The organism is Carnobacterium sp., assembly GCF_049673005.1.
Taxonomy (GTDB): Bacteria; Bacillota; Bacilli; order Lactobacillales; family Carnobacteriaceae; genus Carnobacterium_A.
Map to the genome: position 1 here is coordinate 1 of NZ_JBATXB010000066.1, position 21,030 is coordinate 21,030.

At 33.0% G+C, this 21,030-nt stretch carries 20 protein-coding genes; 16 read left to right on the forward strand and 4 right to left on the reverse strand.

What is annotated here, in order from left to right:
* A partial coding sequence (locus WBF61_RS05225; protein ID WP_424254556.1) for an aminopeptidase P family N-terminal domain-containing protein occupies nt 1–291 on the reverse strand: 291 nt, incomplete at its 3' end.
* Between the two features lie 212 nt (nt 292–503).
* Between WBF61_RS05225 and ccpA the strand changes: the two genes are divergently transcribed.
* Complete coding sequence (gene ccpA, locus WBF61_RS05230) at nt 504–1,508, forward strand: catabolite control protein A (RefSeq protein WP_424254558.1); 1,005 nt, start codon at nt 504–506, stop codon at nt 1,506–1,508.
* Nucleotides 1,509–1,572: 64 nt separating this feature from the next.
* On the opposite strand, the gene WBF61_RS05235 is transcribed toward ccpA, so the two are convergent.
* Entirely contained in the window at nt 1,573–4,476 is a 2,904-nt protein-coding gene (locus WBF61_RS05235) for a transglycosylase domain-containing protein (protein ID WP_424254560.1), read from the reverse strand.
* Between the two features lie 561 nt (nt 4,477–5,037).
* Here WBF61_RS05235 and WBF61_RS05240 point away from each other — a divergent pair.
* From WBF61_RS05240 to WBF61_RS05250, 3 genes are read left to right on the forward strand one after another with little or no spacing between them, the layout of a single operon-like run.
* On the forward strand, nt 5,038–6,012 hold the full coding sequence (locus WBF61_RS05240) for an ABC transporter substrate binding protein (RefSeq protein WP_424254608.1): 975 nt from the start codon (nt 5,038–5,040) through the stop codon (nt 6,010–6,012).
* Nucleotides 6,013–6,039: 27 nt separating this feature from the next.
* Nucleotides 6,040–6,930, forward strand: coding sequence for an ABC transporter permease (locus tag WBF61_RS05245; protein WP_424254562.1), 891 nt, complete (start codon nt 6,040–6,042; stop codon nt 6,928–6,930).
* A 17-nt stretch (nt 6,931–6,947) separates the two neighbouring features.
* Nucleotides 6,948–7,751 (forward strand): ABC transporter ATP-binding protein, encoded by an 804-nt coding sequence (locus WBF61_RS05250; protein WP_424254564.1) that lies wholly within the window; start codon nt 6,948–6,950, stop codon nt 7,749–7,751.
* Between the two features lie 149 nt (nt 7,752–7,900).
* Here WBF61_RS05250 and WBF61_RS05255 read toward each other — a convergent pair whose 3' ends face one another.
* On the reverse strand, nt 7,901–8,869 hold the full coding sequence (locus tag WBF61_RS05255; RefSeq protein WP_424254566.1) for a rhodanese-related sulfurtransferase: 969 nt from the start codon (nt 8,867–8,869) through the stop codon (nt 7,901–7,903).
* A 367-nt stretch (nt 8,870–9,236) separates the two neighbouring features.
* On the opposite strand from WBF61_RS05255, the gene WBF61_RS05260 reads away from it, so the two are divergent.
* Nucleotides 9,237–10,700 (forward strand): NlpC/P60 family protein, encoded by a 1,464-nt coding sequence (locus tag WBF61_RS05260; protein ID WP_424254567.1) that lies wholly within the window; start codon nt 9,237–9,239, stop codon nt 10,698–10,700.
* A 75-nt stretch (nt 10,701–10,775) separates the two neighbouring features.
* Here WBF61_RS05260 and WBF61_RS05265 read toward each other — a convergent pair whose 3' ends face one another.
* Entirely contained in the window at nt 10,776–12,587 is a 1,812-nt protein-coding gene (locus WBF61_RS05265) for a M3 family oligoendopeptidase (protein WP_424254569.1), read from the reverse strand.
* A 262-nt stretch (nt 12,588–12,849) separates the two neighbouring features.
* Here WBF61_RS05265 and mgtE point away from each other — a divergent pair, with 262 nt between their 5' ends.
* The 11 genes from mgtE to WBF61_RS05320 all read left to right on the forward strand — a co-directional run bounded on the left by mgtE (nt 12,850) and on the right by WBF61_RS05320 (nt 20,929).
* A complete protein-coding gene (gene mgtE, locus WBF61_RS05270) occupies nt 12,850–14,223 on the forward strand; it encodes a magnesium transporter (RefSeq protein WP_424254571.1) in 1,374 nt (457 codons plus the stop codon).
* Between the two features lie 168 nt (nt 14,224–14,391).
* Nucleotides 14,392–15,006, forward strand: coding sequence for an acetate uptake transporter (locus WBF61_RS05275; RefSeq protein WP_424254572.1), 615 nt, complete (start codon nt 14,392–14,394; stop codon nt 15,004–15,006).
* A gap of 316 nt (nt 15,007–15,322) precedes the next feature.
* Nucleotides 15,323–15,844: a VanZ family protein gene (locus WBF61_RS05280; RefSeq protein WP_424254574.1), complete on the forward strand. Its 522-nt coding sequence runs from the start codon at nt 15,323–15,325 to the stop codon at nt 15,842–15,844.
* 112 nt (nt 15,845–15,956) lie between these two features.
* Nucleotides 15,957–16,679 (forward strand): YebC/PmpR family DNA-binding transcriptional regulator, encoded by a 723-nt coding sequence (locus tag WBF61_RS05285; RefSeq protein ID WP_424254576.1) that lies wholly within the window; start codon nt 15,957–15,959, stop codon nt 16,677–16,679.
* A gap of 203 nt (nt 16,680–16,882) precedes the next feature.
* Nucleotides 16,883–17,956 carry a competence type IV pilus ATPase ComGA gene (gene comGA, locus WBF61_RS05290; protein ID WP_424254577.1) on the forward strand — a complete coding sequence of 358 codons (1,074 nt, stop codon included), beginning with the start codon at nt 16,883–16,885 and terminating at the stop codon, nt 17,954–17,956.
* Nucleotides 17,916–18,977 (forward strand): competence type IV pilus assembly protein ComGB, encoded by a 1,062-nt coding sequence (gene comGB / locus WBF61_RS05295; protein ID WP_424254610.1) that lies wholly within the window; start codon nt 17,916–17,918, stop codon nt 18,975–18,977. The genes comGA and comGB overlap by 41 nt, the downstream gene beginning before the upstream one ends.
* Nucleotides 18,977–19,300 (forward strand): competence type IV pilus major pilin ComGC, encoded by a 324-nt coding sequence (gene comGC, locus WBF61_RS05300; RefSeq protein WP_424254580.1) that lies wholly within the window; start codon nt 18,977–18,979, stop codon nt 19,298–19,300. Before comGB ends, comGC begins: the two co-directional genes overlap by 1 nt.
* The gene (gene comGD / locus WBF61_RS05305) at nt 19,297–19,734 is read left to right on the forward strand and encodes a competence type IV pilus minor pilin ComGD (protein WP_424254582.1); all 438 of its coding nucleotides are present in this window, start codon (nt 19,297–19,299) and stop codon (nt 19,732–19,734) included. The genes comGC and comGD overlap by 4 nt, the downstream gene beginning before the upstream one ends.
* A 1-nt stretch (nt 19,735) precedes the next feature.
* Nucleotides 19,736–20,062: a type II secretion system protein gene (locus WBF61_RS05310; protein WP_424254584.1), complete on the forward strand. Its 327-nt coding sequence runs from the start codon at nt 19,736–19,738 to the stop codon at nt 20,060–20,062.
* Nucleotides 19,998–20,516, forward strand: a complete 519-nt coding sequence (gene comGF, locus WBF61_RS05315) for a competence type IV pilus minor pilin ComGF (protein ID WP_424254585.1) — start codon at nt 19,998–20,000, stop codon at nt 20,514–20,516. The genes WBF61_RS05310 and comGF overlap by 65 nt, the downstream gene beginning before the upstream one ends.
* Nucleotides 20,513–20,929: a hypothetical protein gene (locus tag WBF61_RS05320; RefSeq protein ID WP_424254587.1), complete on the forward strand. Its 417-nt coding sequence runs from the start codon at nt 20,513–20,515 to the stop codon at nt 20,927–20,929. The genes comGF and WBF61_RS05320 overlap by 4 nt, the downstream gene beginning before the upstream one ends.
* Nucleotides 20,930–21,030 lie beyond the last annotated feature (101 nt).

Consider the following 21,030-nt stretch of genomic DNA (forward strand, 5'->3'; position numbering starts at 1 on the left):
AGAAGTAGTACTATTTATTTTCTCGGATAGAATAGACCAAGGGTTCTCATTGTCTAAATAGCCATAAACAGAAAAGGGCCAATTACTAGCTTTTGCATCCTCTGCTTCTAAAGAAGGGGTAAATAAAAAAGGATTAGTAAAAGGGAAAATTGCTAGTGCTAATACTCTTTCGTGGGGATCGCTTTTAAACCCACTGAAGTATGCGATACTCTCTGGATTAGTTAATAAAGCACAGTCTAAATCAGATTCTTTTAGCCATTCCTTAAGTTGAGTTAGTTTTTTATTTGTCATAGGTTAGTCCCACTTTCTAATGTATTCTACTGTCAACTAATTGTATCATTATTCATACTAAATAAAAGCAAGAAAAAATATGAATAGAAAATCAGTTTAATGAAAAAAAAGATGAAATTTTCATGAAAATGGAATTGAAACGCTTGCATTATTTGTGAAAGTTTGATAGATTATATTAGAATAATACAATCGAATTAAAGGAGATTATATATATGGAAAAACAAACGATTACTATTTATGATGTTGCAAGAGAAGCCAATGTTTCGATGGCAACAGTTTCTAGAGTTGTCAACGGAAATCCCAATGTGAAACCTACTACACGTAAGAAGGTATTAGAGGTTATTGATCGTTTAGACTATAGACCAAATGCTATTGCTCGTGGTTTAGCTAGTAAAAAAACAACAACTGTCGGTGTAATTATACCCGATGTTACAAATTTATATTTTTCATCTTTAGCAAGAGGTATTGATGATATCGCTACGATGTATAAATACAATATTATTCTAGCAAATTCTGATCAAAATGATCAGAAAGAAGTAAACGTTTTAAATACTTTATTAGCAAAACAAGTCGATGGACTTATTTATATGGGTCACAAGATAACCGATGAGTTACGTGCTGAATTTTCACGCTCAAAAATACCTGTAGTTTTAGCAGGTACTGTTGATCCAGATAGCCAAGTAGGAAGCGTAAATATCGATTATGAAGCAGCGACTGGAGAAGTTGTTGCGGAGTTATTGGCTAAAGGTCATCAACGTGTTGCATTTGTTTCAGGTTCTCAAAAAGATGAGCCAATAAATAGTATTTATCGCATGAAGGGTTATCAAAAAGCGTTATCAGATGCTGGAGTTCCGTTTGATGAAAGTTTAATTTTTGAAACAGACTATACCTTTTCTGCAGGAGAAGAGCTATTTTCTAAATTAAGCGAAGCAAATGCAACAGCGGCTTTTGTTGGTGATGATGAGCTAGCAGTGGGTGTTTTAAATGGAGCTTTAGACTCAAATCTTCGTATACCTGAAGATTTTGAAATCATTACGGCTAATAATTCAAAATTAACTGAAATGGTTCGTCCTAAATTAAGTACAATTACTCAACCCTTATATGATATAGGTGCAGTTTCTATGCGTTTATTAACAAAATTAATGAATAAAGAAGATGTAGATGAAAAAACCATTATTTTACCTCATCACATTGCAAATCGAGGAACTTCAAAATAAACAAAATCCGATTGAAGACTAACATGTCTTCAACCGGATTTTTAGTTTTATTCATTAGTTTGAGCTATTCTTCAGTCTCAGCTTTCTTTTTAGCTTCTTCATCGGCTTTCTTTTTAGCTTCAGCATCAGCTTTTATTTTAGCTTCGGCTTCAGCTTTTTTATTTGCTTCTATGTCAGCCTTAGATTTAGCTTCTTCATCGGCTTTCTTTTTAGCATCAGCTTCAGATTTAGCTTTAGCGGCTTCTTTAGTTTTCTTTTCAGCATCAGCTTTAGCTTTTTCAGCTTTTTGTTTAGCTTCTGCGGAAGCTATTCCACCCCAAAAATCTTTTAAATCACTATCACTTGCTTCAATAGAAAAGTTGTACGCAGCTGGTTTTGGAAGATAGTTACTATTAAATATATCTGTCTTCGTTTCACCAGAAACAGTAATTTCTTTACCGTCACCTAGTTTAACTTTACCGGCTTTAGTACCTGTCTTTTCATTTACAGTAGAGGAGACAATTCCTTCAGGTTGTTGGAAAGATTGATTTGCTCCCATAATAGAGGGGTTAGCATTGTTTATAGCGTTAGCAAGTTGGGCCCAATAAGCTCTATTTCTTCCTCCTGAACTACCTGAACCAGAATACTTATCTAAATAGTTCTCTTCAACAGAGTTATCGTAACCAATCCAAGAACTCAAGGTGACTTTAGGTGTACTTGCAATGAACCAAATGTCTTTTTGTTTATCTGAGGTACCTGTCTTACCAGCTAAATCGGCACTGAAATTCAATTGACCTTTTACATCAGTTGCTGTCCCAGCATTTAAAACATCTCTTAGCATATCGATTGTAAGATAGGCTGTTTGAGGAGTAAATACGGGATTGCTTTTTGTTTTATGCTGGTAGATAATTTCTCCAGCTGAATCTTTGATGGATTCAATCATATAATTTTCTGTATGTGTTCCGTTATTAGCAAGAGTAGAGAAAGCCGTTGTTTGTTCTAAAACAGATGCTCCGCCCTCGGTACCACCAATAGCTAAAGCAATATTTTTATATTCATCTTCTGCTATAGAGTCTGTTCCAATACCCATTTTTGGAAGGTATTCTCCTGGAACAAATGACTTTTGCATTTCCATATAGATTCTTGAAGTGACAATGTTACTAGATTTAGCCAGACCTTCTCGAGCACTAACCCAAGTTCCAGGAACTTTACCACCATCATTTTTGATTTCATGTGTTCCAGTAACTCCATCAGGGACGACTAACTTTGTTTGAGGAACGATTGTTGCGGGTGTAATTATCCCGTTCTCAAGAGCTGGAGCATAAACTAAAAGTGGTTTGATAGTAGAACCGGGTGATCGATTGGTATCAAAGGCATGATTTACTTGAGAGATACTAAAATCAACACCACCTACGAATGAAAGGATAGCCCCTGTGGTATTATCCAACAATACACTACCATTTTGAACAGGTTCTATAATAGTAGTCGTTTCATTTGTTTCTGGATTAGTCCAATCTATCTCTTTTGTATTTCCTAGATTTTTAGAGCTACTAGCAACGACATTTTGCATAGCGTCATAAACAGCCTTATCAATAGTTGTATTAATTTGATATCCGTTCATTCGCATTTTTTGATCGGCTTTTTCATAATATTCATCATACAAACTTTTATCAGCGGCTAAATCAGCAGCTGTTAATTCATCTTGCGTATACATGGTTTCAATCAAAACCTTACGTGCTTCTTTTTCAACAGCATTATAGATGTAAGAATTGTTCTGTTTTGATGTCGTATCTTGTTGAATGAAGTCAGGTGTTAAATCATAATTTTTAGCTTCGTTGTATTCTTTTTTAGTGATAAATCCTTCACGATACATTCGGAATAAAACTTCATCTTTTCTAGCAAAACCTGTTGACAGATCTTCTTTGATTTCACCATTTTGAGTATATGGACTATAAACAATAGGGTTTTGTGGCAGCCCAGCTATAAAAGCGGATTGGGGCAGAGTTAACTCTTTTGAGTCAACGCCAAAGATACCATAAGAAGCTTCATGCAGCCCTGCGATATTTTCTCCATGGTTATTTCTTCCAAAAGGAGAGACATTTAGATAAGATTCTAAAATTTCTTCTTTAGAGAAAAAGTTTTCTAGACGATAAGCAAGTAAGATTTCATTCGCTTTACGTTTGAATGAAACTTCATTTGTAAGAATTTGCTGCTTAACTAATTGCTGGGTTAGAGTAGACCCACCGGATACAGAACTAGCGCCAGTGACTTCTTGAAATAGTGCACGTGCAACAGCTTTTGGAACGACGCCTTGATGCTCATAAAAATATTCGTCCTCAGTTGCTATAATAGCTTTTTGTACTAAATCAGACATATCTTTCAATGGCATCGTCGTTCTTTTAAGATCTGTCCTTAAGTCACTGATTAATTCTCCACTTGCATAGTAGATAGAAGAAGTTGTTTCAATATTATTTAAATCAGCATTCATTTCTTCATAGGTAGGTGGCTCGTCTTTAGAAACCAGATAAGCAAAATAACCTAATCCTGCTCCCCCAGCAAACGCAACACCAACTAATAGAAAAACGATTAGAGTAATAAAAAGATTTTTAATAACATTGTAAGTGACATTAAATCCAAATAAGAAGGAATGATAGCGATCCGAACGTGTCTTTTCTTCATCTTGGTCAGTAGTTGATTTATTTTTAATGAACCTATTTTTGATGCTTTTTCCTTTCAGAACAACCCATCCTTTTGCAGCTACTAAAACACTAATAAATTTATCATCAAGTGTTTTTGTGTCTATATTTTTTGAATCTAAATGAGTCTGACTAGGTGACTCACTATTTTGACTATTTATTTGTCTGCTATTTTCTTTTCTTTTACGGTTAAAAGAAGACCATTTTTTTTCTAAATCTTTTTTTATCCGTAAGAAAAAGTTTTTTATTTTAACTAAAAAAATTTGAACCATATTTTTTTCTGGATCCTTCAAAATGATTTCACCTCAATTTCATAGTCTTGATCAAAGTTACTCTGTTGATTATATCAAAAAGTTACAAAAAAACCTAACTTTTGAATGGGAAAAGCGTGAAAATAAGCTAGTGTTTTTCTTGAAGAGTGACTTTTATGAGTTTTGGATGAAGGGAATATTAAGTATTTCTAATAAAAGTCTTGACAACTGTTTTTATCTTTTCTATACTAAGATTATCAAAAATATAGATTGTGAGGGAATCGATATGAACTGCCTACCTAGTAGTACAATACAACTAAATAAATATTTCTTTAGCTATTTTAGAAGTTGTTTGTAGACAGGTCAAACTTGGATACAAACAGGAAACAGTGATGTTTGTATCTATGATGGCTAAGGCATTTTGTATTGACCTGAATGCGTCACATAGATGAAAGTTAAATCTAAGTGGCGCAAGAAACCTATTTTATCTTTTTAAAATAATGTGTAACACCCACTTAGATTGTACGTTTATCTAAGTGGGTGTTTTTAGTTTCTTAAATAATTGATTTGATGAAAAAATAATTAGGGGGAAAAGAAATGAGAATAAACAAACAGTTATGGAAAACAGGATTGGGTTTAATGGTTGCAGGAGTCGTACTAGCAGGCTGTGGCACTAGCAATGAGGTAGGAAGCGGAAAAGAAGAAGGGGTTAAGGTAGGAGTTTTACAGTTCATGGAACATGAATCATTATCGCTAGCGCGCAAAGGTTTTTTGAGTGAATTTAAAGATGCTGGATATATTGAAGGTGAAAATTTAACGGTTGATTATCAGAATGCACAAGGCGATCAAGCAAATTTACAAAGTATGAGTGAGCGCTTAGCAGGCAAGAATGATGTGATATTAAGTATTGCTACACCAGCAGCTCAAGCACTAGCAAACGTTACAGAAGTAGATCCCATACTATTTACTGCAGTAACGGATCCTATAGATGCCGGACTAGTAGAAAGTATCGAAAAGCCAGGGAAGAACTTAACCGGAACAAGTGATATTGTGCCTATTCAAGAACAAATTGCACTCTTATTATCGGTAGCATCAGAAGCTAAAACGATAGGTATTATATATAATTCAAGTGAGCCAAATTCAAAAATACAAGCAGATATGGCCGAAAAGGCTATTAAAGAGCAAGGTGTCGCGGTAAAAGTATTGACAGTTACCTCAACTAACGATGTACAACAAGTTATGACAACCTTAGCTCAAGAAGTAGATGCTGTTTACATCCCGACAGACAATACACTAGCCAGTACAATGCCTACTGTTGGAGAAATTGCCATGGAGTATAAGTTGCCGGTTATACCTGGCTCAGCAGAAATGGTTCAAGCTGGAGCTTTAGCAACATATGGGATAAACTATTCTGATTTAGGACGTCAAACAGCGCAAATGGCATTGGAAATAATTGAAGAAGGTAAAAAACCTTCTGAAATGAAAGTAGAGACTTCGAATCATTTAGAATTAGTCGTAAATGATGAAATGGCAAAAGCTTTGGGGATTGATCCTGAAAGTATTGTGGCCCCGGAATAAAAGCATAAAAAAGGAGATTTATACATTATGAGTATTATATTATCAAGTATCTCTCAAGGATTATTGTGGTCAATTATGGCTATTGGTGTCTATTTGACTTTTAGAATATTAGATATTGCAGATTTAACAGCTGAAGGAAGTTTTCCTTTAGGAGGAGCGATATGTGCAAGTTTAATTGTAGCTGGGATTTCTCCAATCCTAGCCACGCTGATTGCTGCTTTTTGCGGAATGCTTGCAGGGATGGTATCTGGACTTTTGCATACGAAACTTAAAATACCAGCATTATTAACAGGTATTTTAACAATGACAGGGTTATATTCTATAAATTTAAGAATTATGGGGAAAGCAAACATTACTTTATTGGGGAAAGAAACAGTAATGAGGACAGTTCAATCATACGGCTTAACTAGTCGTATGGCTGTTTTGGGTGTTGGGTTAATAGCAAGTCTACTCGTTATTTTTTTATTGTACTTGTTTTTTAATACAGAAATAGGTTTAGCTATTCGTTCAACTGGTGATAATGAGGCCATGAGTGAAGCAAATGGTATCCATACGAATACAATGAAAATAATTGGATATATGCTAAGCAATGGGCTAATCGCATTGTCGGGTGCATTAATAGCTCAAAACAATAGTTACGCTGATATTGGTATGGGTATTGGAACAATCGTTATTGGGCTTGCATCAGTCATTATTGGAGAAGTTCTTTTTCATCAACTATCTTTTGCAAAGCGTTTGTTAACGATTGTCATTGGATCGATTGTCTACCGTTTAATTATAGATTTAGTTCTACAACTAGGGATTGATCCACAAGACATAAAATTATTCTCAGCACTTATTTTAGCTATTGCACTCTCAACTCCATTGATTAGAAAGAAATCTAAATTTGGAAAAAATCATAAACAAGTTTTAGGGTAAAGGGAGGACTAAGTTAAATGACAGCTATTTTAGAAGTTAAGACTATTCATAAAAGTTTTGAAAGTGGAACAGTTAATGAGAATCATGTTTTAAAGGGGTTGAATCTAACCATCCAAGAAGGAGAATTTGTTACGATTATTGGTGGCAACGGAGCTGGAAAATCAACCCTATTAAATAGTATCGCAGGAAGTTTTCTTGTAGATTCAGGAAGTATTCATCTTGCCGGGGAAGACGTAACACGACAAAAAACAGCTGAGAGAGCCAAACATATTGGACGAGTTTTTCAAGATCCTAAGATGGGAACAGCTACTCGTTTAACTATAGAAGAAAACTTGGCAGTTGCTTATAAGCGTGGAAAGAGACGAGGACTTTCTTTAGGAGTTAAAGACAAACAGCGGACAGAATTTCGTAAAAGGTTAAAACAATTAGATTTAAATTTGGAAAATAGATTGAAAATGGAAGTTGGATTACTCTCTGGAGGACAGCGCCAAGCACTAACGTTATTAATGGCAGCTTTACAATCTCCAAAATTACTCTTGCTTGATGAACATACAGCAGCATTGGATCCAAAAACAAGTAAAATGGTATTAGAGTTAACCGATAAAATTGTTAAAGAAGAGCAGTTAACAGCATTGATGATAACTCATAATATGGAAAACGCTATTGAATATGGCAATCGGTTGATTATGTTGTATAATGGTCAAATTGCGGTAGATGTACGAGGAGAAGAGAAACAAAAAATGACAGTTCCAGATTTATTAGAATTATTTCATAAAAATAGTGGCGATAGAGTAAGTGATGATGCCCTAATTTTAGGATAGGAAATGAGGCTGGGACAAAAGGCTAAATATATAGTGTTTTACTAAAATAAGACTAATGAAAAGGCATGAAATCAATGTTTTATAAAATTGATTTCATGCCTTTTTTTTAGTTTTAATTAGTTATATCCCAGTTTCTTTTTCTTGATTTCTTACAAACTTATTGCTGGAAGTTTTTCGCCAATAGCAGCTAAACGTTCAATAACGTCTTTTTCACTTAAATGATTTCTTTTAACATATAAGTTCTCAGGAGCTACACGACAATCGTAACAACATCCTTTTAAATATTTATCTTCATTTTTCTCAGAAGTTAAAATTTGACGGTTACATTTTGGATTACCACAGTTTACGTAGCGTTCGCAAGGTGAACCATCAAACCAATCACGACCTACAATAACGTGTTCTTTTTGGTTTACGGGCACGCTAATACGAGTATCAAAAACATACATCTGTCCATCCCATAACTCACCTTGAACTTCTGGATCTTTGCCATAAGTAGCAATACCACCATGCAACTGACCTACGTCCTCAAAACCTTCTTTAAGAAGCCATCCAGAGAATTTTTCGCAACGTATACCACCAGTACAATAAGTAACAATACGTTTATCCATAAATTGATCTTTATTGTCGCGAATCCATTGAGGAAGTTCACGGAAAGTTCGTATTTCTGGACGAACGGCACCTCGGAAATGTCCTAAATCATATTCGTAATCATTCCTAGCATCAATTACAATTGTATTTTCGTCTAAAATAGCTTCACGGAACTCTTCAGGTTCTAAGTAAGTACCTGTAAGTTCATTTGGATTAATGTCATCTTCAAGGTTAAGTGTAACTAATTCTTGACGGTGACGTACATGCATTTTTTTAAAGGCTGATGTATTTTCTTCGTCAATCTTAAAAACAGTATCGGCAAAACGAGAGTCAGCATGCATTGAATCCATATAGTGTTGAGTTTGCTCATAAGTACCGGAAACAGTTCCGTTTATACCTTCTGCAGCAACTAATATTCTACCTTTTATACCAATTTCTTTACAAAAGGCTAAATGAGTAGCTGTAAATTGCTCGGGGTTTTCAATGTTAACGTATTGGTAATAAAGCAACACACGGTAATCTTTAGACATTATAAATCCTCCTAAAATATATAAAGATGTAGTATAAAATAATAAAACTATCTAGCATTATATTATACACTAATCTATTTTATAAATGCAAGGAAATAAAACAAACTATCTTAAAATGAGTGTTTTTTACATTAACCTGTAAAAGTAAATAGAAAGATAGCTTTTTTATGTTTTTAATTTTTTATTTGTCAAATTAAGAAGAAATAAGTTTAGTGACCATGTTTCTTAAGTTCAATTATTTGACATTTAACTGTAATCTAAAAGTAATCTTAAAATGCATTCTTCATGATATAATAAACTCTGTGAACTGGTAATGACATTATTATTTTAAAACAACCAGAAATAAATTTTTGGAGGAGAAAAATTAGTGAATAAAAAATTACTTTCAATTGCAATTTTAGGAACAATGACTTTTGGTTCTCTTATTCTACCTATCACAGCTAATGCAGAAACATACACCGACAAAATTGAGAACGCCAAAAACACAGCAAATACAAACCAAAGTAAGATAGACGCAGCTGATCAAAAAATTAATGGTTTATCAGCAGAAAAAAATAACACAGAAACACAATTAGAAATGATCAATAAAACAATTAACACTAATAAAGAAAAATCTCAAAAATTGGTTGGAGATATAAAAAAATCACAAGATGAGATGGTAGCTTTAAAAACAGAAATCGATTCATTAGAGAAAAAAATCGAAGAACGCAATAAACAATTAGATCAACAAGCGCGTACAGTCCAGACGAATGGAGATACACAGAACTACATAGAATTTGTTATTGAAGCAGAATCTTTAGTAGATGTTATTGGCCGTGTAGATGTTGTTAATCAAATGGTAACAGCTAACAAAAATCTTGTAGAAGAACAAGTACAAGATCAAAAAATGGTTGTTAAAAAGAAAACAAAAACTGAACAAACAATCGTACAGCAAAATGCTTTAGCAGCTCAATTAGAAAGCACACAAAGTTCTCTTGCTAAACAGTTATTGGAAAAAGAAGTAGTTGTATCTCAACTTGCTTCAGAAATGTCAACTGTGCAAGAAGATAAAGATGCTTTTCTAGTTCAAAAGGCAGCTGCAGAACAAGCAGTAGCAGAATACACAACGGCTCAAGCTGATGCAGAACAAGCCGTTCAATTAGCTTTTGAGCAACAAAAAGAAGAAGAAGCTAGAGTTAAACTAGAAGAAACTGCAACTGTTTCAGTTGCAGCTGCAGAGGAAAATACAACTGTTGCAGTTCAGTCTGCTTCTCAATCTAATTCTGAAAGCTCTACAAACCAGGAATCAGCTTCAGTTTCAGCAAATACGTCAAATACTGTAACAAAACCTACTGTTAGTGAAGTTATAACTGCACCAAAACGAGTTGAAACACCAACACCAGTCAAGAAACCAGCACCGGTCAAGAAACCAACACCGGCACCTGTTAAAAAACCAGCACCTGTTCCAGCACCATCAGCAGGTGGAGCGTCTTTAAGTTCAATGCAACCGGCAATTAATAGTGCATTATCAGCAGGTAAACCTTATCTTTGGGGTGGGGCTTCGCTTGCAGGTGGCTTTGACTGCTCAGGATTCACGCAATATGTTCTAAGATCTGCAGGAGTTTCTATTCCTCGTGTTGCATCTGCACAATATAGTGCTTCTAAAAAAGTGTCTAGTCCAAAAGCAGGAGACTTAGTCTTCTTCTCAATCGGTGGTGGAACTGTGGACCATGTTGGAATCGTAACAGGCGGAGGCGGTTTCGTTGGCTCACAAAGTAGTACTGGAGTGGCTTATACATCTTATAGTTCTGGATGGTGGGCAAATAAAGTAGTCGGATTTGGACGTTACTAATCATAATTTAATAGTAATAAAAAAGGGTAAAGCTAGATTATTTTTATTAATCTAGCTTTATCCTTTTTTATTCATTTATTTAATATATTCTTCAGTCAGTTCTAAAAATGATTGAATATCTTTTTCTATAATTTTGATACCAGCTACCCAAAAATCTTTTTTACCAAGATCAACGTGTAAATGTTTTTTAGCTAAGTCTTCAGTAGTCATTGAAGCAGTATCTTTTAATAGATCAATATAACGGTCCTCGAAACCATTACTATTTTCTAAATATTGTGCATAGATACCTAAGCTAAAAAGGTAACCAAAAGTATAGGGGAAATTATAAAAAGGAACATCCGCTATGAAGAAGTGTAGCTTACTAGCCCAGAAGTGAGGATGATAGGAATTTAAAGAATCTTTGTATGCTTCTTTTTGAGCGGCTTCCATTAACTCGGATAATCGTTCGTCTGTTACAATTCCATTTTGTCTTTCAGCATAAAAATTGGATTCAAAAATGAAACGAGCATGAATATTTAAAAACATGGCTAGAGAATTTTGAATTTTTGTATCAAGTAAATTAATTTTTTCTTCTTTAGTCTTAGCATCGTTAACAGTTGCGTCAGCAACAACCATTTCTGCAAAAGTACTAGCAGTTTCTGCTACATTCATGGCGTATTGTTGATTCAGTGCTGGTAAGTCTTTCATGACATAACTATGAAAAGCATGACCTAACTCATGAGCCAATGTAGATACTTCACCTGGAGAATCAGCATAAGTCATGAAAATGCGAGATTCTTGACTCTCTGGTAATTCAGCACAATAGCCTCCCGGACGTTTACCGCTACGGTCTTCAGCTTCAATCCAGTTATTTTCAAAAGCAGATTGAGAAAAAGAAGCCATTTTAGGGCTAACTTTTTTAAAGTTATCAATAATGAATGCTGCACCTTTATTAAATGGATATAACTGTGGTTTAGTATTGCCAACTAAAACTGGAGCTTCTACATCTTGCCAATCTAGCCGGTCTTTTCCCATTAATTTAGCTTTACGATTAAGAAAATCAATAAACGGTTGTTTGTGTTCACTTACTGCTTGCCACATAGTATCTAAAGTTTCTCTGTTCATTCGATTATACTCAAGAGGACGTTTTAAAAAATCAGAAACCCCGTGTGCTTTATAATCAGCTAATCTAAATCCAGCTAAATGGTTCAAAGTATCAGCAAATAATGGAGCTTTCTCAGCCCAAGTAGCTTCCCACTTATCAAATAATTGTTTTCTTATTTCTTTGTCAGGATCAGAATTCATCTTATTGTAAGTTTGACCAGCAGAAAGTTTTCTTATTGTACCGTTTGATTCTTCAAACGAAATTTCGATTGTTGAAACTAAGGTATCATAATGGTCACTCCAAGCTTGGAAACCGTCTATTGAAAGATTATTAATGAGCTCCTCTTCAGATTCGCTTAATAATTCCTTACCTTGAGTTCTGGTTTCTTCTAATACAAATTCAATAGGTTTAAATTCATCCTTTGAAAGTAACTTAGACCAGTTTTTATCTGAAATAGCGACTAATTTTTTTGTGAAAACAGTTTTAATTGTATCGAATAAACTACTAAGTGTAAAAATTTTGCCAAATAGTGCACTACTTTTTTTATCGGTTACATCTGCAGATTGAACAGCTTCAACAAAGGTATGGACTTGTGTCAATCCAAATGAAATTTTTTCTTGATTAGATAAAATAAGCGAGAAATCTTTGAAGCTAGGTTTATCTTTTTCAAAGTTCCATGTATTGACCTGATCAGTAAAAAAAGCCAATTGATCTTCAATTAAATTTAGTTTCTTTTGTAAATCGTAAGAGTCACTTTCACCAGAGAAGATGGAGTCTAGCTCCCAATTCATTTTATAATCCATTAAAAAACTTCCTTTCTTTATTAACTTCTTTTATTATAGTCTAGTTAATAGAAATATGAAAATAGGAAATGGAATAAGCTAATAATGACTAGGTTGTTTCATAATACTATAAGTTGACACTCTAGGACATTCCAGTTAGATTGTATAGAGGATTAAGACTAAAAGATACTAGTATTAGACGAAATGAAAAGAAGTGCAAGTAATAAAAGCTAAGGGATAAATATTGTTTTATTTTATGAGTATTTCAGAGAGGATTGGTTTGATGAAAACAATCGATGATAGGAAAAAAAATTATTATGAAGAAATTTTTAAAGTGACAGAAGAGAATAACCGTGACGCATTTCGTAATTTATTCCTAAAAATGCATATAAATGATCAAGTTGAACTTTTTCATCTTCTCTATCCTGAAAAAAGAAAAAAAGTGGAAAAATTTTTAGAACCAGCTGAATTTGCTGAACTATTTGAATGGATGAACTCTTCCGATCAATCGGAAGCCTATGAAGCCTTCTCTGTTGAGTATGTAGCGAATTTATTTCATTATATGAAGATTGATAATGTTGTAGACTTTTTATCTTATCGAGACGAAGAAGAAAGAAAAAAATTGTTAAATCAGTTAGACACAACAGAAAGAAGTAGAGTAGAAGAAATGCTCGCTTATGAACCTGAGACTGCAGGATCTATCATGACTAAAAGTTTTATCAGTGTCTCGCCTATAAGTACTGTACAGCAAACTGTTAATTTAGTGCGTACATTCTCAAAAGAAACAGAAATGGTCTATTATATTTACGTTTTAGACCCAAAAAGTAAATTAGTAGGTATTCTTTCTCTTCGTGATATGATTATTCATCCTGAAGATACAAAAGTACAAGATGTTATGCTTACTCACCTAACTTACGTGAGATTAGCTGATGATCAAGAAGAAGTTGCACGTATGATTCAAGATTATGATCTATTAGCAGTTCCCGTATTAACTGATGAAGATGTCATGTTAGGTATTGTAACTGTTGATGATGTAATGGATATTCTCGTTGAAGAAACGACAGAAGATTTCAATGAATTTTCTGCTATAAGAAAGGCTAAAACTAAAATAGATAAAGGAGAAGAGAGCGCTTGGCAGACAGCTCGAGTCAGGATGCCGTGGATTATCATCCTTGTTTTCTTAGGAATGATTAGTGCTTCTTTGATTAGCTCTTTTGAGGAAACTTTAAGTCAAGTCGTCGTACTTGCGGCTTTTATTCCTGTTATTATGGATTCGGCAGGTAATGTAGGAACGCAATCATTAGCGATAGCTGTAAGGAATATTTCTATGGGAGAAAAAAGAACAAAAGAAGAGTTCTGGCGAAATATACTAAAAGAGTTAATGGCAGGTATGATAATAGGACTAGCTGCGGGAATAGTTTTAGCTCTTGTAGCTGGTATCTTCTATCAAAATATAGTTTTAGCGCTAATCATTGCCTTTTCTCTTTTTGTAACTCTGAGTTTATCTACAGTAGTTGGTGCCGTAATTCCTTTTCTTATTAATAAACTTAAAATTGACCCGGCGATTGCTTCTGGTCCATTTATCACAACCATTAATGATGCAATGGGCTTGATGATTTATTTTACCGTAGCAACAAAACTACTCCACATCCTTTAGAAATATAGACCTCAGCATTCAACGTTATAAGATACGTTGAATGCCCTTTTTTATTAAAAGATAGGTTTTATTAGTGAAAGCGAAATCAATTAAAGTGTTGTTGACTCAAGTTAAAAGAGATGGTATTTTGAATAAGTTCTTATTATAAATTAGAGGAGTATGTATAAAGTGAAAAAAGAAATAGTTCAGGTTAAACAGGTAATAATTGATCCAACAGCAATTGGATTATTTGGATTAGCGATGGTGACTTTAGTTGCATCTACTCAAAAATTAGGATGGACTAGCGGTGTTTCTGGTATTGTTCCTTGGGCTTTCATTTTAGGTGGGTTTGCACAGTTAATTGCTTCGTCATATGATGCAAAACATAACAATTTATTTGGAGCAACTGCATTCGCAGGTTATGGTTTATTTTGGTTAGGAACGGGTATGAGTTGGATGATTCAAAACGGACTATTTGGATCGGCTTTTCAGGCTATGTATGATCCTAAACAATTAGGAGTTGCTTTCTTAGGATACTTTATATTTACTGTTTTTATGACAATTGGGGCAATGGAAACCAATAAGAATTTGTTTATTATTTTCTTCTTAATTGATTTTCTTTTCTTAGGTTTATTTATGTCAAGTTTTGGAATTGCAGAAAATTTCTTTCATATGATGGCAGCTATTGCTGAGTTACTCATTGCTCTATTTGCTTTTTATGGGAGTGCTGCTGCAGTTTTAAATGGACATTTTGGTTACACCTTTTTACCTATAGGTAAACCTTTCGGTATTTTTAAAAAGTAAAAAAAATACAGTTAGGAAATAACGAATACTTAAATCTAAATAGTAAAATAGTGATATACTGTATGAAATCAATGTTTTTAATTTTGATTTTATATAGTTTTTTCTATTTATGGCTGTTATTACATTCTATTAAAATACAAGAATATGGTTTTTAAATTATTTTTAAGCGAATTAATCCAAGTATAAACGGATGCATATCTTTTTTAGAATAGATATGCTATTAATGTATATATTGAAAATAGAACTAAAAAAGGATTCATTTTTTGATATAATTATAATACAGAAATTTTTAGACTAGATAAAAAAGGAGCATACTATGCAATCAAAAAAAGGAGACACTATTTATATATTTTTAGCACTAGGCATTATGCTTGTTCTTTTTTATAGTTCGTCTCAACCATACCAAGAACAATCAATTACACCAATGTTAGATCAACTGCTAGCTAAAGAGCCTATGAAAAACTTACTGAGTGGGATTCAATTTAATTATGCAGATAGTGAAGTAAGTATTCAAGCACTGGGTTATAGTAAATTTATTGAATTTTTTATACGTAAAGCTGCTCATTTTGTAACTTATTTTCTTTTAGGACTATTTTGGTTTTTAGGGTTAAAAAATAAGCTATCAGGTCCTATTTTGACTGTATTCATTTCTTGGATGTTGGCTACTGGCTATGCAGCACTAGATGAGTTTCATCAAGGGATTACGCCAAACAGAACGCCTCTGCTACAAGATATTCAACTAGATAGCATAGGAGCGGCTACAGGAGTTATGCTAGCCGTACTTTTTTTCATCGTTTATAAGAAAACGAATAGAAAGAAAAAAAGATACATGAAATAAAATAAAATTTGAGTATTTTTTTCAATTTCAGAAAAGATTGCTCAAACTTTTTTTTTTTGGTAGAATAAATAAGGCTTGTTTGCCCAAATAATCAACGGAATGAGGGATATGAATGGCAGGACATTCAAAATGGAATAATATCCAGGGAAGAAAGAATGCACAAGATTCAAAACGTGGAAAAATTTTTCAAAAGATATCAAGAGAAATTTACATGGCTGTTAAAAAAGGTGGACCTGACCCGAACATGAACCCTTTATTACGTATGGTAATTGATAAAGCTAAGTCTAATAACATGCCTAACGATAATATTGATCGTGCTATTAAAAAAGGTAGTAGCTCTACTGAAAATGAAAATTATGATGAAGTAACTTATGAAGGTTACGGACCAAATGGAGTAGCTGTTTTAGTTCATTCATTAACGGATAACTTAAATCGTACAGGCACAAATATACGAGTTGCTTTTAATAAAAATGGTGGCGCTATGGGAGAAAAAGGTTCTGTTAGCTATATGTTTGAGCGTAAAGGCTACATTGCTATCGAGCGAGAAGGTTTAGATGTTGATGAAGATACGATGCTAATGAGTGTATTAGAAGCCGGTGGCGAAGAATTAGAAGCATCAGATGATGTCTTTGAAATTTATACTGATCCCTCAGAATTTGCAGATGTTCGTGATGTTTTAAAAAAAGAAGGGTATAATTTAGCTAAAGCCGAAGTAACGATGATCCCACAAACAACGGTTGAATTACCTGAAGATAAACAAGAAATCTTTGAACAAATGCTAGACAAGTTAGAAGACGACGATGATGTGTCAGAAGTTTTCCATAACGCAGAATGATAGAAGTTTAATTAGAATAATCTAAATACCTTTTTGTTTTATCTTTTTTGATAAAGCGAAAAGGTATTTTTTTTTAATTTTTAAATAAAATAGAGAAAAAATGCAGATAATAAAAATAAGAATGAAAATAAAAAATAGAGAGGACGTTCAAGATATGAATCCTAGCTTAAGCATCAAAAGAAATCTTGATAAAGGTGAATTTAATGGATACAGAGCAGTTTGCTGAAAATTTAGTAATTGAGGCACAAAGTAAAGGAGTTAGTGATATTCATCTTTTACCAGAACTTGCTCACTATATTCTATTTTTTAGAATTAGCGGTGAAATGTATAAGCACTCATTTGTAGAATTGGAAGAAGCTAATCGTTTAATATCCTACTTCAAATATCTTTCAGGAATGGACGTAGGAGAGCGAAGAAAACCGCAAAGTGGCTCAATCCAACTAGTTTTAAAAGAGAGTAAACAAGCTTTGCGATTCTCTACCATCTCTAATTTTAGAAACCAGGAATCATTAGTAATTCGATTATTAAACGAAATGAAAATAGGTTCTTTAAATCAAACAACATTTTTTCAAAATGAAGTTACACTGATGAATGAATTGGTTCGTTTTAAAAGTGGACTTATCTTATTTTCTGGACCTGTTGGTTCTGGTAAAACAACAACAATGTATCAGCTAATTAGAGATTATAATTCGCAACTTAAACAACAAGTTATCACAGTAGAAGATCCTGTTGAAATAGAAGAGACAGCTTTTTTACAGACAGAAGTAAATGAAAAAGCCGGAATTTCTTATGAAGTATTATTAAAATCAAGCTTAAGACACCATCCTGATACAGTAATTATTGGCGAGATAAGAGATGAAGAGACCGCTAAAATGGTTATAAGAGGAGCATTAACAGGACACTTAATGATAGCAACGATTCATGCTAAAAATGCAGTAGGTGTACTTTCGCGATTGCTAGAATTAGGGATTACAAAAGATCAGTTAAGCCAAACTCTTCTTGGAATCGTATTTCAAAAATTAATTCCAAAATTATGTTTTTTTTGTGAAGAAGGTGGATTAGAAGTTTGTACACATTTTAAAGGGCATGAAAAAAGAGCTGTTATCTATGAAGTTGTAGTAAAAACAGAGTTGCGTAAATGTCTGGCTGACGACGTATCCTCACTTAACCAGAGAAATGATGCAACTACCCCTCGTTCTTTTAATCGGTTGCTTAGAAAGGCGTATGTTTATGGTTATGTCAGTAAAACAACATTTCAAAAATACCAAATTCCATAAAAATCCGACACATTCCATTCAAGGGGCATTTTTAATGAAATTATCTTCTTTGGTACAAGAGGGGTTTACTTTAGGAGAGGCATTAGAATTTTTGATTAAAATTATGCCAAAAGAAGAAACATGGATTCAACTGATTACAAATCAATTAGAAAATGGAGACCGTTTTGATGAAGCAATCAGAACCCTTGGATTCCCAGAGAGAGTTTGTTCTCAAATTTATTTATCTTTAATTCATGGTCGTTTTTCTTATGCATTAAATTTAAGTGGAAAGTATTTATCAGATAAAGAGAAACAGAAAAAAGATTTAATCAAACTATTACACTATCCATTTATTTTATTATTATTTATGTCAGGGATTTTATTAGCTATGCGAGTGGTTCTATTACCAAGCTTTGAAATGCTTTACGATACATCAGACCAAAATTTATCCTGGATAAATCGATTTGCTATTATTTTTATTAGACAATTTCCAACACTACTGTTTTTTAGTACGATAGTAATAGTAGCACTCTTTATTCTGTTAAAACAAAAGTTGAAAGAATGGTCAGAGATAAGAAAAGCGACATTTTTTATGCAAGTACCTTTGTTAAATAAGCTATTACAACTCTACTATACTCATTTTTTTAGCTATGAATGGAGTCAATTGCTAAGAAGTGGATATCAGATGAATGCGATTATTGAATTAATGCAAACAAAAGAAGCGACAAAATTAATGAGAGAAGTAGCCGATCATATGGAAACACAATTAACAGCTGGTCAAAATTTTAAAGAGTCTATGCAAGAGCTAATTTTTTTTAATCCAGAATTAGGACTTATTATTTTACACGGCGAAGCAACTAGTCGATTGGCAAGTGAATTAGCTCTTTATGCACAAAGTTGCCAAGATTTGATGCATAGTAAAATTCAAAAAATTTTTAGCTGGATTCAACCTGTAATTTTTCTCATTGTTGCTTTTTTGATACTGTGTATTTATTTAGCCTTATTGTTACCAACGTTTTCAATGATGGAGGGAATTATGTAGTGAAAAAAATAAAAAAATTAAATTCTAAAGGATTTACATTAATTGAAATGGTTTTAGTACTTTTTGTTATTTCGATATTGATGCTACTGATAGTACCGAATATAGTCACACAAAAACAAAAAGTTGATGTTAAAGGAACAGAGGCATTAGTAACCGTTGTTCAAACTCAAGTAGAATTATACGAAATAGAATATGGCGTTAAAGCAACTACATTTGATATGCTAAAAGAAAAAGAATATTTAAATGCTGCTCAAAAAGAAGAAGCAGAAAAAAAACTTCAGATAGCTAACGGAGTAGTATCTGTGAAAAAAGACATGCCATGAAAAAATTGAATTCAAGTGGGATTTTACTATTTGAATTGTTAATCGTTTTATTTATTGTAGCAAGTATACTAATTATCCCTACTATTTATTCAAAGAAAATTATTAAGGATACAGCAACTCAAATATTTATTGAAGAACTACAGAGTGGGATAACAACTAATCAAAATTATGCTGTTTTATCTGGAAAATGGTCCTCAATAGATATTTCAGCTCGTACGAATACTATTACATTTAAAGTAATGTCTCAAGAAGGTCACTATTTAACGCATTCATTAGAACTACCAGAAAATATTACAACCCCTTCAAGCAAACAATATATATTTAATGGAGGTAGTGGAAATCTACAAAGTTTTTCAACACTATATTTTGATATTGATGGAGTACGCCATGCGTTAATTTTTCAGTTAGGGAGTGGACGCTATAGATGGGAATAAATTGTTTGATCAAAAAGGCTACATTTTACTAGAAAGCTTACTTGCATTTTTAATCATAACACTATGTATTAGCATTTACTTGCCTCTTACAGCAAATCTATTAGTAGCAATAAAAAAAGAAAAAATAGACGTAGATATCATGCGAATCGCTTATGAACAATCACAGAAAATTGCACTAGGTCAAGAAATAGATTCAACTTGGCAAACTGGAGAGAATAGTTATGGTATTAATCTGTCTAAAACAAATGAAAGAAAAGGTATTCATGTACAATACAATAATCAAGAAAAGAAAGTGGACATCCTTTCAATTACGGCTACCTCGCCTTAAAAACCAAGGATTTACCTTGTTAGAATCAATGGTATCATTATACATCCTAGTAATCATTGTTTCATTAATTAGTTTTACAGCTAGTCAGTACCAAACGTTACGAAAACAGACATTTCTAGATCGCCAATTAGAATGGCACTTATTTCTTAATCAGTTTGAATATGATATTAAAGACCTAGTGTTTAAAGATGCTACAAGCAATAAAGTAAGATTTGACGAACGTGATACTTCTAGTAATGTAAAACGAATAATCGTATACCAAAAAGATATGAAAAAAACTAACTTAATCAAAACGACAGAATCTGGGGGTTACCAGCCATTATTAATGAAAGTTAGCAAAGTTACTTTTATTAAAAAAGGTGATTTTCTAATCATACAGGTTGTTTTCTTAAATAAAGAAAGTTATAAAGCTCAAATCAAAATAACTCAACAAAATGAGGAGTTAGAAGAATGAATCAAAAAGGAGCTATTTTACCTTCCGTCGTTATTTTTGTATTTTTAATGTCTACAATTATGATTGGGACAGCCCGTATATATAAGAATCAAATGCAACAAATGAAAATAAGTAAAAATTATTATTTAATTCAAACGATGATTGCTCTTTCAAAAACTGAGGTGCAAAGACAATTGGCTGAATCAAAAGATTATGAAAAAAGTGTATTTATTTTTGAGGATGGAAAAGTAAAAGTAAGTAAAGTAAAGGTTAATTCTTATGAATTTATTGGAGAAACTAAAAATAGTGTTCTAGAACCTCTAAAAGTTATGGTTACTTTCCCTAGCAATAAAGAATCTATCGATAAAAAAGAAAGAACTGAGCGTAAATTGGTAGATAATGAAAAAAGAGGGGATGGTAAAAATTCAAATTAATGCTGAAAAACAGAAAAAACTTTGATCTAACTTGAAAAAGATATAACAAGATAGTTCTAGCTTCAAAAAATCTGTTAGACATCTATTTATTTAGTCTATAA